General features: G+C 41.2%; 13 protein-coding genes. 4 read left to right on the top strand and 9 right to left on the bottom strand.

The window, feature by feature from the left end; all coding sequences use genetic code 11:
- Positions 1 to 40 precede the first annotated feature (40 nt).
- From M3I01_RS07090 to M3I01_RS07070, 5 genes are all read right to left on the bottom strand, one after another.
- Complete coding sequence (locus M3I01_RS07090) at positions 41 to 316, bottom strand: RNA recognition motif domain-containing protein (protein ID WP_255895089.1); 276 nt, start codon at positions 314 to 316, stop codon at positions 41 to 43.
- A gap of 159 nt (positions 317 to 475) precedes the next feature.
- Positions 476 to 1,417, bottom strand: coding sequence for a nucleoside hydrolase (locus M3I01_RS07085; protein WP_275564993.1), 942 nt, complete (start codon positions 1,415 to 1,417; stop codon positions 476 to 478).
- Between the two features lie 77 nt (positions 1,418 to 1,494).
- Positions 1,495 to 2,463, bottom strand: coding sequence for a ribokinase (locus tag M3I01_RS07080; RefSeq protein ID WP_255895086.1), 969 nt, complete (start codon positions 2,461 to 2,463; stop codon positions 1,495 to 1,497).
- A gap of 222 nt (positions 2,464 to 2,685) precedes the next feature.
- Complete coding sequence (locus M3I01_RS07075; protein ID WP_255895085.1) at positions 2,686 to 3,918, bottom strand: argininosuccinate synthase; 1,233 nt, start codon at positions 3,916 to 3,918, stop codon at positions 2,686 to 2,688.
- Positions 3,919 to 4,120: 202 nt separating this feature from the next.
- Positions 4,121 to 5,008, bottom strand: coding sequence for a flagellar protein MotY (locus M3I01_RS07070; RefSeq protein ID WP_255895084.1), 888 nt, complete (start codon positions 5,006 to 5,008; stop codon positions 4,121 to 4,123).
- A gap of 95 nt (positions 5,009 to 5,103) precedes the next feature.
- Between M3I01_RS07070 and rnt the strand changes: the two genes are divergently transcribed.
- The 4 genes from rnt (at position 5,104) to M3I01_RS07050 (ending at position 10,146) form a co-directional block, all read left to right on the top strand.
- Positions 5,104 to 5,775, top strand: a complete 672-nt coding sequence (gene rnt, locus M3I01_RS07065) for a ribonuclease T (RefSeq protein ID WP_255895083.1) — start codon at positions 5,104 to 5,106, stop codon at positions 5,773 to 5,775.
- Positions 5,776 to 5,843: 68 nt separating this feature from the next.
- Positions 5,844 to 6,260, top strand: coding sequence for a YbaN family protein (locus M3I01_RS07060; protein WP_255895081.1), 417 nt, complete (start codon positions 5,844 to 5,846; stop codon positions 6,258 to 6,260).
- 39 nt (positions 6,261 to 6,299) lie between these two features.
- A complete protein-coding gene (locus tag M3I01_RS07055) occupies positions 6,300 to 9,563 on the top strand; it encodes a DUF748 domain-containing protein (protein ID WP_255895079.1) in 3,264 nt (1,087 codons plus the stop codon).
- Positions 9,564 to 9,885: 322 nt separating this feature from the next.
- A complete protein-coding gene (locus M3I01_RS07050) occupies positions 9,886 to 10,146 on the top strand; it encodes a YdcH family protein (protein ID WP_255895076.1) in 261 nt (86 codons plus the stop codon).
- Between the two features lie 120 nt (positions 10,147 to 10,266).
- On the opposite strand, the gene M3I01_RS07045 is transcribed toward M3I01_RS07050, so the two are convergent.
- The 4 genes from M3I01_RS07045 to M3I01_RS07030 form a co-directional block, all read right to left on the bottom strand.
- Positions 10,267 to 10,956, bottom strand: coding sequence for a hypothetical protein (locus tag M3I01_RS07045; protein WP_255895074.1), 690 nt, complete (start codon positions 10,954 to 10,956; stop codon positions 10,267 to 10,269).
- 530 nt (positions 10,957 to 11,486) lie between these two features.
- Complete coding sequence (locus M3I01_RS07040) at positions 11,487 to 13,178, bottom strand: methyl-accepting chemotaxis protein (protein WP_255895073.1); 1,692 nt, start codon at positions 13,176 to 13,178, stop codon at positions 11,487 to 11,489.
- A 796-nt stretch (positions 13,179 to 13,974) separates the two neighbouring features.
- Positions 13,975 to 14,571, bottom strand: a complete 597-nt coding sequence (locus M3I01_RS07035) for a DUF938 domain-containing protein (protein ID WP_255895072.1) — start codon at positions 14,569 to 14,571, stop codon at positions 13,975 to 13,977.
- 138 nt (positions 14,572 to 14,709) lie between these two features.
- Positions 14,710 to 15,045, bottom strand: coding sequence for an AzlD domain-containing protein (locus tag M3I01_RS07030; RefSeq protein WP_255895071.1), 336 nt, complete (start codon positions 15,043 to 15,045; stop codon positions 14,710 to 14,712).

Here is a 15,045-nt window from a genome sequence, read left to right as displayed (position 1 = left end):
CGCCATAATGAGCTAGGTTAATATAGAATTACTAGGCACTCTAATCTTTACTTTGACCACTTTCTTCTTTTGCTACTAGATCTTCCGCTTTCTTAACGCGAATGATAGAACCGTCTACATCCGAACCATTTAATGTTTTAATGGCCGCTTTAGCCTCTCCAACTTTTGGCATTTCAACAAACGCAAACCCTTTAGATTCGCCGGTTGCTTTGTCCATCACAAGACTGCATGACTGCAATGTTCCGTGAACAGAAAACAGTTTTCTTAACTCTTCTTCAGTCGTGTTACGCGCAAGATTTCTTACTAATAGTTTCATTTCAATCGTTCTCTTTGGAGAAGGCTTTCAACAACCCTCTTCATTTATAGGATTCTGCAATAAAAAAGGCATGAGAACATGCTCTCATGCCTTTTACTAGTGACTTTTAACTATCTTGAATGTCTTTGTCTATCAATGCCCAATATGGATGGCAAATATCTATGACAAGGTCGTTTCAAATAGTGTTAATAATTTTTCGCTGTCCACTTCCATGCAAACCTGCGTCATTGGCACGTTATTCCAATGCGGTTCTGGGAATTCCATTCCTTGTGGTGCAAAAATAGTTTGGCCGATGCCAATACCTTCACAAGAAACACGCACAGCACCTAGCTCAACCCCAAAAAGACTCGGATCCATAACATACGCAATTGTCGATGCATCATGGAAGTAACAACCATCCATATCAAAACGGCTGCTATAGAAATTAATGTAATGCTGTGCGCAATCGTATAAGAACCCGCCTTCTACAGGGTTGGCTGCTTTTATACGCCCTAGAATAGAATTATCCAACAATACTTGATGCGTTACATCCAAACCAATCATGGTAACTTGCCAAGCAGCGGTGAAAACCGCGTCCGCTGCGTGTGGATCATTCATGATATTCGCTTCTGCCACTGGCGATACATTACCGTACTCAATCGCTGTGCCACCCATCAATACAACTTCATCAACAAGGTTAGCCACTTCTGGATCTAAGATAAGCGCTGCGGCTAGATTACCCAGAGGACCCAATGCAATGATAGTCACTTCACCGGGAAACTCACGCACGGTATCGACGATAAATTGCGCCGCACTTTTAGTAATCGCTTTGCCTTTGGGTGCTGGCCAATTGATGTTACCAAACCCATCTTTACCATGTACAAAATCAGGATGTGGGCGCGGCGCGATTACAAAAGGAACCGATACACCTTGAGCAACAGGCACATTGACTTTCGCAATTTCCGTTAACGATATGGCGTTTTGTGTTGCCAACTCTACGGGGACATTACCAAACGTTGTCGTTAAACCCAATACGTCTAACTGTGGTGCTTGAAATGCAAAGAAAATCGCCATCGCATCATCAATGCCTGGATCCGTATCAATAATAATTTTACGAGCCATGTTTACCTTCCTCTTTTTGACAGTACATTTTTGGCTATGTGTTTTTGTCTAATTCTTTTTTGGAAAACTGTTTTTAACTAACTCTTTTGAGCAAACTCTTTATTAGCAAACTTTTTATTAGCAAACTTTTTATTAGCAAGAAACGCAGTCACTTCATCTTGTGTTGGGATAGAAGACGCGGCGCCCAGACGAGTAACGCAAATAGCAGAAGCAGCGCAAGCACGAGTGATTGACTGCGCAATGTCATCGCCATTCATTAGTGAAGCCAAACAAAAGCCAATAAACGTATCACCTGCGGCCGTCGTATCAACAGCTTTAACGGAAAAGGCTTTAACGAATAGTTTTTCTTCGCCTGTGCTCTTTTTTCCATCACTCTCTTTTCCAGAAAAGTAGCATACGCCTGCTTTACCTAACGTCATCAACACAGCAAGCTCAGGATAGGCCTTAGGAAAAGCAGCAATGGTACTGTCAATATCAGACGTACCAATTAAATCCATCGCTTCCACTTCGTTAACGATTAATAAATCAACAAAGCCTAATACTTTTTTGGTTAATTCAGCGTCCATAGGTGCCGGATTAAACGCCACCTTAACACCATGCTCTTGCGCCTTTCGCATCGTATATTCGATAAGATTGGTTTCATTTTGCAATAACACCCAATCTCCTGCCGTTGCCTGAGATAACACCTGATCTACTTGCTCTTCTGTCAGCGCGTGATTTGCACCTTGATACAAGATAATCGAATTTTCGGCTTCTTTATTTAATTGAATAATAGCGTGCCCCGTTGGCACATCAATTTGATTTATTAAGTCAGTGTCCACACCAAGTGACTCTAACTGTTTAATAATGGCTTGATCGCTATGGTGGATTGCACCTACATGCTTCACTCTGGCACCCGCTTTTGCTAGTGCGACAGATTGATTTGCACCTTTTCCGCCCAATAAGCACTGATAGCTATTAGAGGCCATGGTTTCGCCTGGTCGAACAAAATGATCAAGCTGATAAAGGTGATCGAGGTTAATCGAACCAAAGTTATAAATCGTCATAATTCCCTTCCTTCAGGGTAAGCTCATCGGCTATTATTTTTATAATACTGTCGACTTTACAACTCTTATACTGACCAAGAGTGAACGACAAAAATAGGACTAGTCGACATTTTATGTCAAATAACACAATAAATCTTGACCAATCGTACAGAAATAAAAAAACGCTCCTATTCTTTAAGAATGGAACGTTTTTAAAAGCTTATTTTCTATAAGAATAAAGGCTTATTTATCGTCGTCTAAAAAGCTACGGCCTTTCTGAGCAGCGATACGCATACGCAGTGCATTTAACTTAATGAAACCCGCAGCGTCTTTTTGATCATATGCACCGGCATCATCTTCAAACGTAGCGATAGAGCTATCGAACAAGCTATTTGGAGACTGACGCCCAACCACGGTCACATTGCCTTTGTATAATTTAAGACGAACCGTACCACTGACGTATTTCTGAGAAGAATCGATCAAGGCTTGCATCATACGACGTTCCTCAGACCACCAGAAACCGTTATAAATAATTTTGGCATAACGAGGCATCATTTCATCTTTCAAATGCATCGCTTCACGATCCAATGTGATCGACTCGATTGCACGATGCGCTCTCATCATAATAGTGCCACCTGGTGTTTCATAACAACCACGCGCTTTCATACCAACAAAACGGTTTTCTACGATGTCTACACGGCCAATACCGTTCGCGCCACCAATCTTGTTCAGTGTTTCCAAGATTGTTGCTGGAGACATCACTTCGCCATTGATAGAAACTGGATCGCCTTTTTCGTAACCGATTTCAATGTAAGTCGCTTCGTTTGGCGCGTCTTCTGGAGACACAGACCAACGCCACATATCATCTTCTGGCTCTGTCCATGGGTCTTCTAACTGGTCACCCTCAAACGAGATGTGCAGCAAGTTAGCGTCCATAGAGTAAGGGGATTTTTTCTTCTTAGTTGAGAAATCCACTGGAATATTGTGTTTTTCACAATAAGCCATCAAGGTTTCACGGGACGTCAGGTCCCACTCACGCCAAGGCGCGATCACTTTTACGCCTGGCTTCAATGCGTAAGCACCAAGCTCGAAACGAACCTGATCATTACCTTTACCCGTTGCACCGTGAGAAATAGCATCTGCGCCTGTTGCGTTCGCGATTTCGATCAAACGTTTAGCTATCAAAGGACGAGCGATGGACGTACCAAGCAAGTATTCACCTTCGTAAATGGTGTTAGCACGGAACATTGGGAACACGAAGTCGCGCACAAATTCTTCGCGCAAGTCTTCGATGTAGATTTCCTTAATACCCAACGCTTGAGCTTTCGCGCGAGCTGGTTCAACTTCTTCACCCTGACCCAAATCAGCGGTAAAGGTAACCACTTCACAGTTATACTCTTCTTGAAGCCACTTCACGATTACTGAAGTATCCAGGCCGCCAGAATAGGCAAGCACTACCTTCTTCACGTCAGACATTATTTCTATTCTCCTCAACGAGATCGCGCTCCCACACCAATGCTTTCAAACCAGTACATGGCGGCGCTAATAATTAAAAAAAGGGGCTGCTAGTGTAAGATTTCGATTCTTGCTTAGCAAGTAAAAAGCCCCGTTTCGCGTAGATTATTGGGCGAAACGGGGCTCTTTTTTGGTAGTTGTATCAATAAAAACTGTAGAGAAATTAGCCCGCATCGGCTTTTTCTAAACGTATCGTCACGCGTCGGTTACGCTCACGGCCTTTAGAAGTATTGTTTGTTGTAGATGGATAGCGTTCACCATGGTAACGAGAAATAATTTTCTCGGCAGGAACGCCTTTTTCAAGCAAATACGCCGTTACTTTTTCAGCACGTACTTTTGACAATTCACGGTTTTCGCGTCGAGAACCAATTGCATCGGTATGACCATCAATATAAATGTACCCAACACTGGGATCAAAAGAAACATACAAAGCAACAAGATCCAAGCGAGCCCTAATTCGATCCGTGAGATTCACACCATTAAGCGGAAATAAAGCCGCTGTTCGCGCAATTTGATCGTAATTCACTGGCAGTAAGCTAGACAAACAACGTCGAAATTCGCTGTACGCTGGCGCAAAGTTGATGTTCGACAAGCCCACTTCGATAGTCTCTCGACTGTTTTCCCAAGCAGTTCCTGCCACCACGGGATGACGCCCTCTATCCAAGCTGGTCAGCATTCTCTCGGCCACTTTTCCGCCGACTTCAACCGTCAGTCCATAACCAGGGTAAGGGAGAATACCTAATGTTTCTGGTTTTACACCAGGAGACCAATCTGGTGCCTGAGAAATAATATACACCTGACCGGGGCCTAGTTTTTCATTCTTTGGTTGCAGAATGAATTTCATTGGCTCGCCCGCTTCTTTAATGAAGTGACCTTCGCCGTAATGAGGAACGGGGTGCGTTAAACTGCATGAAAAAATGTCGCCCGAAAGTAACCACTCAGAATCCGAAATACCTGATTGGTATTGCGTGAATGCAGTTGCCTGCCCAAATGAAGTGCAAGCAGTCAATAAAAGTGTAGTGCGAATTAGAAGTTGTTGGGTAATTCCCATTTAGACATCTCGTTCAAGCATTATCAATTGTGTTATGATCCGATCCTATTGTACAACGTCACTGTTGATCAAGCGGCAGAATTAAGGACCTTCTTTTGTCAAACCATGAAATCAAAGATAGATTCCGCGGCTTCCTACCGGTAGTTATCGACGTAGAAACCGCAGGCTTTAATCAAAAAACCGATGCTTTACTAGAAATGGCCGCCAGTATCCTGCGAGTGGATGAAAATGGCGACTTATATATCTATGAAACCTTAGAGTTTTTGATCAAGCCATTTGAAGGCGCTAATCTCGAAAAAGCAGCGTTAGACTTTACAGGTATTGACCCTTTTGCACCGGATAGACAAGATATACCAGAAGGGGAAGCGCTGACTCAAATGTTTGCTAAAGTTCGGAAAGAACTAAAATCAGTGGGCTGTAAGCGCGCCATTTTAGTGGGCCACAATGCCGCTTTCGATCATGGCTTTTTGAATGCGGCGATTGAACGAGCAGATATTAAGCGCAACCCATTTCATCCTTTCTCTAGCTTTGATACAGCTAGTTTAGCGGGTTTAGTGTTTGGACAAACAGTATTAGCTAAGGCGTGTGAAGCCGCGTCAATACCTTTTAGCAATACTGAAGCACATTCAGCGAAATACGATACAGAGAAAACCGCTGAATTATTCTGCGAAATGGTGAACAAATGGAAACGCCTTGGGGGCTGGCCTTTGATCGAAAATGAAGTAGAAGAAGATGACATGGCCGCCATTTTTCATTCTGGAAAATAGCGCCACACTAAGAACGAGCCTTATTTTTTAAGGTTCGTTTTTTCTTTATCCATATGGTGGGTTTCACTATGCAAGGAAAGCGAATTTTATTATTGATGTTAGGGTGGCTTTCCCTCATTACTGGCATTATTGGCATTTTCCTACCATTACTCCCCACTACACCACTTGTTTTACTAGCGGCTTGGTGTTTCTCCAAATCCTCGGAACGATTCCACGCTTGGTTACTTGGCCACAAACTTTTTGGTCCGATTATTCGTGATTGGCAATCTTCTGATGGCATCCCTAAACGATCAAGAAATCGCGCCATCTTTTTTATGTGGGCAGGCATGGCCGTGTCCATGTTTATTGTTTCACGTTTGTGGGCAACCATTGGACTTGTAACTGTCGGTGTAGCCGTCAGTATTTACTTACTACGAATGCCAATACGTACAGAAAATACTGAACACACTGAAAAGCAAAAAAACGTAGAAGACAAACCCCATTAATCCTATCCACGGATACAATCTTTAAAAAGGCAGAACACAATGAAACGCCGGTATTTTCGAAACTTTGTCTTTTACCCATTCGCGGTTCTTACCGGATTAATCACGGCGCTTTGGCTGGCGACGCCGTTTGTTGCAGAACATTATCTAATCGCTTACTTTCATCAACAAGGCGAAGACGCTTCTATAGGCAAACTGTCTGTTGATTTTTTTCCACCTAAAGTGGATTTGAAAAACATCACCATCAATAACAAAACCCAAGACACCTTGACACTAAAACGCGCTATTTTCGAAGTGGAAATATTGCCACTGCTAACTAAGACCGTACACATATCAGAAGCAAAGATAGAAGGGTTAAACCTGCTCGTTGCCCAGCAAGAAAACCATTGGATTGTCGCCGGAATTGATACCGCTCAATATCTTGCAAAAAATACAGAAAACGAACCCAAAGCCGACGATACAAAACAAGAAGACGTTTCTCCAACGCATTCGCCTTGGAAAATAAAACTGCCTGCCATTACCGTGACTGACAGTCAGGTAAATTTATCCCGCCAGCAGGATTTAACGAAACCTGTTGAATCAGATACATTCCGCTTGTCGTCACTGTCTATCAAGGGCTTATCAGGCCATGAACTCAATTGGAAAGGAAATATTGCTTTGTCTGCGCTGGTTAACCAAGCATCCTTATCCATCAATAGCGACTTTGATTACACGCCCGAACAAGCCAATGCCGATATCAGCATAAAAAACCTGTACCTCCCAATAGAAAGCTTTCATCATTTTTTACCATCGCCCTTTAATGAAGGCAAAGGACAATTCAATCTAGCCGGAAAATTCCAATTCCATCAAAAACAAGCTAATAACGCGCCAGTATTTTCAGTTAACAATCTAAATCTAGAGGTGCAAGTCGCGGCACTCGATCTGCATTTAAACGAAACAGATCACCTTGCGACACAATCCACCTCACTGACACTGACACAATCTAATATTGAGTATATCTCTGCCAATCAATTGTCCATCACTGGGGCGATAGCGCTTCAATCAGAACAGTCACACATCACACAAGCGGACCAAGTGATGCAATTTGGCCTATTAAGCATGAAAGCGCCGCTTGATATAAAACGTGATGTGCTTGATGGCGAACCGACATTGACGCTAAATAATTTAAATTTAGAGGCGCAAGTGGAAGCACTCGGTCTAAATTTAAACGAGACAGACAGTCTTGCGACACAATCAACCTCGCTAAAGCTGACACAATCTAATATTAAATTCGTATCTGCCAATCTATTGTCCGTGATTGGGACACTAGAACTCCAATCACAACAGTCTCGTTTCACACAAACGGGACAAGTAATACAATATGGTCAACTGAACATAAATACGCCGTTGGACATAACGCGTGATGCACTGGGCCTTACGGCCAAAAGTACCACAACCAAAATAGACATGACTGACGTGTCTGTTGCACTCGATAGCCTTGCGGTAGAAAACGGAACAACACAGATTGGCTTAAGTAATTTAACCGTTGCTATGGACCCGCAAGAAGCACTAACAGCGTCGCTAACCGCTGACATACAAAGCAATAATTTATCGGTACGACAAGCAGGCAACACCGCTAATTATGACGTCTTCAATCTGTCTAATACCCTTTCGGTGAGAAAGGAAGGCGATAGCATCACGGCTCAAAATACGCAATTAGACATCAATATTAATGGTTTAAAAGCCACTCAAATTGACGGAAAACAATTTTCACTGGGTGTCGCAACACTCACTGCAGAGCAATTAAACGTTAAGCAAGAAAATCAGCAACCATCTATTTTAGAAGGCGTTAACCTAAACTTTTCAAGTCAATTACTCGACAGTCTGTTAAGCAATGAAAAACGAGCAGCATCTTGGAAGAGCGCAGACGTTAGTGGTCTTTCGTTCACCCAACAAGACCCAACGTTTGACATCAAATTCGCTCAATTAAATATCGCTGACTTAACCTTGTCTCAAACACTTTCAGATACAAACGACAAACAACCGCAACCAGCGCTAAGCCATATTGGCAGTATCAAGATAAGCGAAGTAGAAGCAAACCAAGATGGTGCCAGTATCAACACCATCGCCACAGATTCAGTCAATGTGAACCTTATTATTGACAAACAAAAGCGCCTAGAAAATCTTGTATTTATAAAAGCGGATCAACAAAAAGCGTCGCAACCTTCACTAAAAAGTTCAAGCACACCTAGAGAAAAAGATGTTAAGAGCACCATTAACAAGCAAGATCCAGCGTTTAAGGCGCCGTATTACGTCATTTTAGAAGCCTATGACACAACAGGCACCTCCAGCATTAATGTACAAGACAAAAGCATTTCACCCACTTTACTACGCTCATTAGAAATAGAGACTCTGTCATTACGAAAACTCAATACCAAGAAAAAAGATCAAGCTACTGTATTGGCGCTCAGAGCCCGCAATGGGAAATACGCCATATTACAAAGCGACATCACCATTTGGCCGCTGGCCGACAAACTCACTATGAAGAGTGAATTGATTATTAAAGAAGCGGAGTTGCCGCCCTACTCATCTTATATTGCCAATATTTTGGGCTATCAAATCGATTCTGGGCAGTTGGACTTGGATCTAAAACTCGACGCAGAAAACGGTGTATTGGATGGTAACTCTCATATTCTATTAAGAGAGTTTGATTTAGGAGGACGCAAAGAAAGCAATTCTGTCATCAAAGCGGGCGCCATTCCTCTTAATATTGCGGTGAGCATTTTAAAAGACAGTAAAAACAATATTGATTTAGACATTCCCCTTTCTGGCGACATCGATAATCCTGAGTTTGGCTGGCAAGACTTCTTACTCCTGCCTGTGCGTAAAGCCCTATTTACGGCTTCCAGTAGCTATTTAATGCAAACCTTTGTGCCTTACGCGAATGTGATCAGCATCGCACAATTTGCAGGTGATCAACTGCTAAAAATTCGTGTTGAACCACTGTTATTTGAAGCCAAAGAAAGCAACCTGAATGCATCGCAAGACGTTTTTATAAAACAGCTTATCGCCTTAATGAAAGACAAAAAAGACAGCCAGCTTAAAGCTTGTGGCGTCGCAAGCTATCTTGACTTAGGATTTGATAATCCACCCGTCTCGATTGACGACGCAGCAAAAGACATAGCAAAAAATCTTGCACAAGAACGAGCACACTACTTAAAAGATCATTTAGTTAAGGAAGGCATCAGCTCGTCACGCATTTACCTTTGTTCTCCAGAAATAGATTTATCAAAATCCAGCCAACCAAGAGTCGAATTAAATTTCTAGGACTCTTTATTTTAGAGATGGGACTTTGCTTTAAAGACAGCACTTTAAGCGCGCCACTTCAGAAAAATAGCTGAAGCCATAAACGATCTACAAAAAAAGCCGTGATAGGAAAACTCTACCACGGCTTTTTTTTGTCAGTAAATAACCAAGAAAACCAACAGAAAATGAAGTGTTGCCTAGACTTAAAGCTTGTCGTTGAAAACGCGAATAAACAGGCCATTACTATTTTTAATAAAATAGTAAAAAGCCTGACAAGCATCAAGAGACGATAGGCTTAACTAGACTATCCTAAGATGAAAGCAAACAAAGACAGGAGGCAAATATGCCAATCGAAGACCATAGTTTGATCAACGAATTTCCAGAGTATAAAGAAGACATTCACCAGTTAAAAATGGACGATGCTCACTTCAAAAAGCTCTACGACGAATACAATCATCTAACAAAAGAAGTAGAGAAACGGGAGCAGGAAATTATCCCATCGACTACGTTAGAAGAAGAGAAATTAAAGAAACAACGTCTACAGTTAAAAGACACGCTTCAAGGCTATATTAAAGCAACAAGACTCGCTGCCGAAAAAGCGTAACCCTCCTTAGGTAGGACTGTTTTAATCGTCATCTTTTAACAGAACCAATTCCGTCCTACCTACTCTCTTTTAAACTATCAGCCTTATCACACACGAACCAATCAAGGTGACCAAAAAAATCTAATCATCTATATCGGCATGAGATACCGCTTTAAAACCGTCGACTTGTTCGAAATTTTCCATCCAAAAACTGGAACTGATTAAGCTAAATTGACGGGTTAATCCTGCATCGGCTGTCTGCTTCAACCGCCATACGATACCCGGCGCTTCAGGGAACTGCGTTCCTTGAATTTGATCTTCGTACAGACGATTTATTAAAGCATCATCACCTTGCCCACTGGCTAATAAACGCACGATAGAAGACTCTAGCGACTCATCAAATATCGTCATATCTTCATCGTGTGCGGCTGTCACAGTCATGGTCAATTCAACACCCGCCGGTTTCGCGAAAACCCCATTAAACGCTTCTCGTAATAACGCATAAGCATTAAAGAAGCGCTCATGAAACAAACAATCTGGATACTCTTCCCACGAGCGATCATCAATCATATCGTGACTTATTTGCTCTATCTTACCTTTTGGCAATTCAGGAAATAAATGTGTCAACACTGCCTTTGCCGCGTCAGCAGGCTCAAGGTCATTGAGCGACATCATGCACATCTCTCTGAGTTCAGTCGCTTCCATGACATCGACATCATCGTCAAAATCCATAATGCTCATGAGGGCACGATAATCCTCATTGGACCACGCGTTTTGAATCTTGCTGATTTTATGGAAAGAATCAATTTGAACGGAAAACTTAGCTTGCATCTAGCACTCCTATTTGAACGCCAATATTGCAGGGATAACGCTGTTAGGCTCTGTAAATAGCCAATGTTGATCTTAATAAATGAAAAGATCGAACTGCCAATGTACATTGAGTGGAAGTAATATGCTATCCATCGGCAGAAATGTTTTGGGGTAGGTTTAGCCTTCACGAATACAAACACACTAAAGCAGAATTAAAGTATGAAAACCTTGACTTAGGGATGCTGCGAACAAGTCGTTTTTACGTTTTAGTGACGACTCTATCTAGTTGATACTTCATGTAATTATTTATTCACAGAAGCTAAAGATATGACTTATTCGCACATTCCCTAAGTCGTAGAAAAGACACTTTAAGAAATTAAGATACGTCAATTCGACTTTGTTGTATGTTCCCTTATTGATTTATTGAAATTACTTATCAACATATTTTCATCAGTAATTTAGGCTATTAAGAGGAGTCATTTAGAAATTTTGAATGTAATTGTAGTCACTACTTGTGAAGGAAGTGTTGCCTTCACAAGCAGTAGAACGTTCTATATTTTAAATTGATTTATACTTTGATTCAGTTCATTAATACTGGTCGCCATGCTGTTATTCGTATCAGAGCATTTTTGTGTGCCTTTTGTCGTATTTACCGAGATCTCTTGAATATTACCAACACTCGCATGAATATCTTTAGCCACTTGAGATTGCTCTTCTACCGCAGCGGCAATTTGTATGTTCAAGTCAGAAATACTATTCACAGCATCAAATGCCTCATTAAACACGGTAACCGTTTCATTACTGTGTTTTAGACACTCTTCTGTTTTCTGATTGCCAGCTAACATACTCGCAACAGCGTCTTTCGCACCCAATTGTAATTTTTCAATTAGAGTCTGAATACTCACTGTCGCCTCTTGAGAACGCTGCGCTAAGGTACGAACTTCATCCGCTACAACAGCAAAACCTCTACCTGTTTCACCTGCACGAGCGGCTTCAATTGCTGCGTTCAGTGCCAATAAATTGGTTTGTTCAGCAATACCTTGAATCGCTTCTAAAACAGTACCTATGTTGTCTGTTTCTTTTGCAAGAACTTCTAAATCATTAGATGTCTTAGACACTTCTTCAGCCATTTCACTGATGATTCTTTGTGTTGTCACAGCGCTATTTTTACCCTGTTCAACGCTATTTTTTACTTTTTCAGCAATACTTGACGCTTTAGTCGTGTTTTGTGATATTTCATCTGTTGCAAGGCTCATTTCTGTAATGGCATGAGTAACCATTTCCGTTTCATGGCCTTGCTCTTGTATATTCTTCTCATTTTGATTCATCAGATCGACAGAAATCTTAGACAATTCTTGTAAAGAGGTGCTAGACGTCCCTACCTGAAGCATTATTACCGATAATTTTTCTACAAACCTATCAAATGAACGAGCAACAGACGCGATTTCGTCTTTACCGGTCTTATTAAGACGTACTGTAAGGTCACCATCTCCACTCGATACTGCTTCTAGCTGGTTTTTCAATTCGATAATTGGTTTAGTAATTGTCCGTCCGATCAAAGTACCCAATAACACAGCGATCAAAATCGATATAAACAATCCTACCGTAATCATATAAATAGCGTTTAATTTATATTCTTCTGCGTGCTTCGCCGAGTTTGCAGTGAACTTTTGGAGTTGATGTAACGCGTCCAATAATTCGTGATCAAATTCAGTTTGATGTTTTTCAAGTAAATGAATCTGATCAATGTTCTCTAGTAATTCGCCATTTTTGATTTTATTCATTATCGTCACGGTTTCATGATCTAAAGTGACATAATGTTCTTCTATAGTTTTCAATACATTACTAAATTCAGAGAACTTCTCTGAAGTAAACTGGGTTTGTGCATTTATAATTGCGTCGTCAACTAATCCATTTGCTTCATGTAATTTTTTTTCAATAGCCGCAGACAGTGCTTTTGATGTTTCAATCTCACGTAGAACACTTTCCTGCTTTCCTTTTCCAACCAATACTAAGCTGGCCTCAAAAGCGCCTCTCTCAAATGAAATGACTTGCTGCAGTTGGTTCTCGGTTATTTTGGTAAGCATGTTTGTTAAGGGAACATCGATCTCTGCAATATCATCAATCTCTTTACCAATATTTTTCATTTGTGACAAAGCCATCCAACCAAGAGACGCAATCACTATAATTTGAGTCAATGTCAACATGGCTATTTTGTGTGATATTTTTAAATTACTTAGCATAAAATTCTCTCATTCAATAGAAGCTTAATCTTCCATAACAAAAATTATATACAGAACAACGATTAAGAACAGTTCTATACGGTATGCATAATGTTCTTTTTTGTTACAAAAATAAGATAAACTAGATCAGCAAAGTAAAAAATATTCCTTTAACCTTCTTTTTTAGAGACACATTGAAGAGGGTAATTTAAAGCTCGGTGATTCGAGCGTTCTTTCCTTATCGGCTAGCAACATGACTAACTAGAATCAAGATACCCAGTTTGTAGTCGTTCTGCAGTGAGTGACAAATCGTTTCGATGGTGACGTTGTCCAAACCGTAAAATGGCTTGTCTAACAATAAAACAGGAGAATTTCTAGACTTTCGGGGCCAGATGAAAATTAGAGCGTATTTTCATCTGGCCCCATTTAGCTATAATAAATAAACAGATCGAGCACCCAATGTACATTGAGTGGAAGTAATATGCTATCCATCGGCAGAAATGTTTTAGGGTAGATTTAGCCTTCGCGAATACAAACACACTAAAGCAGAATTAAAGAGTCGCTTAAAAAATCACGACATATCGTTGAACCACTTCATCATCCAAGACCAGTCCAACGCGTCGTTCAGTACGAGGACATTTGTTATGCTCTCAGCTCACTTAATATGACTTCCATCCACTTAGTACTCTACTCTTGAATTTCTATTCCATCAGATCAAAATTCATTTTTCGTTTCTATAAGCCCATTTTCAATCGTATGAAAAGTGGTAGCTCTAGCCTTTATCAGCGGCTCTTATCAAAGACAACGAGATAGGAAGTTAAGCAACTTTCCATACCAGCAAAAAATTATTCGCAGGCATTGAAACCTGTTCTATCAATTCCATCCCAGCCGCCCATTCAACCAACTCAGCCACATCGCGAATACCGCCACAGCCACTTTCTTTCAAGTGCTGATCAAATTCTCGATTACCCTCACTGGTGTATTCACCATTCACATTCATTGGACCGTATTGACAAAATATACCGCCCGACTTTAAATTCGCCGCGATCGTTTTCATCATCAATTGTGCATCATTACGCTGCATAATATGGGTGGTATTCGCCGTAAATACACTATCAATATCTAAGCTCGGCCAATCATTTTTACCAAAGTGAAACTCGATAGGTGAAACAAGGTTACTCAACGTCGCCTCAGCCATCCAAGCTTGAATACTACCGTGGTAATCAAACATATCACTGGTATTCCAAATCAAATGAGGTAAATGCTCAGCAAAAAATACCGCATGTTGACCCGTACCAGAACCCACCTCAAGCACGTTTTTGCGATCTGAAAAATGCACAGAAAGCTGTTCAAGAATAGGCTGTTTATTTCTATCGCAAGAAGGGGAAAACTCTTTTTCCATATTTTTTTTCATAGACTATATTCACCAAAATATCAGATGGATGGACAAAAACGAGATAACAACTCAACCATAGACTTTTAAAACTTTTAAGATCAGATGGAAATTAGAGTCTATTATCATCTACCTCCATTTAACTTGACCCCATTTACCTCAAAACCAAAGCGTTATCACCCCAAATGCCACTACCCCACATAAAATGGGCAAGCCCATGGATCGGGTACGCTTCCAAACACCGAAGGTAACGAGTACACCTACCCCAGTCGCTAACCAAGACAGAGCACCAGGGTGAGCAGGCACTAAAGACGTGCCAAACATCGCTGCAATCATGGTTGGCCCCAAAATGGTTAACCAAGTTGGCATTGAGCCAACGCCGTCCTCCGTTTGTTTTTTAGCCAAGCTTCGTTTCATCCAAAGATACGGCAAAAGACGAAGTAAATACGTGCCAATGGCAATGCTGACGAGCGCCAGCCACACAGACATATCCAT

The sequence above is a fragment of the Marinomonas maritima genome, from assembly GCF_024435075.2.
Taxonomy (GTDB): Bacteria; Pseudomonadota; Gammaproteobacteria; order Pseudomonadales; family Marinomonadaceae; genus Marinomonas; species Marinomonas maritima.
This window is presented reverse-complemented; position numbering and strand designations above follow the sequence as displayed.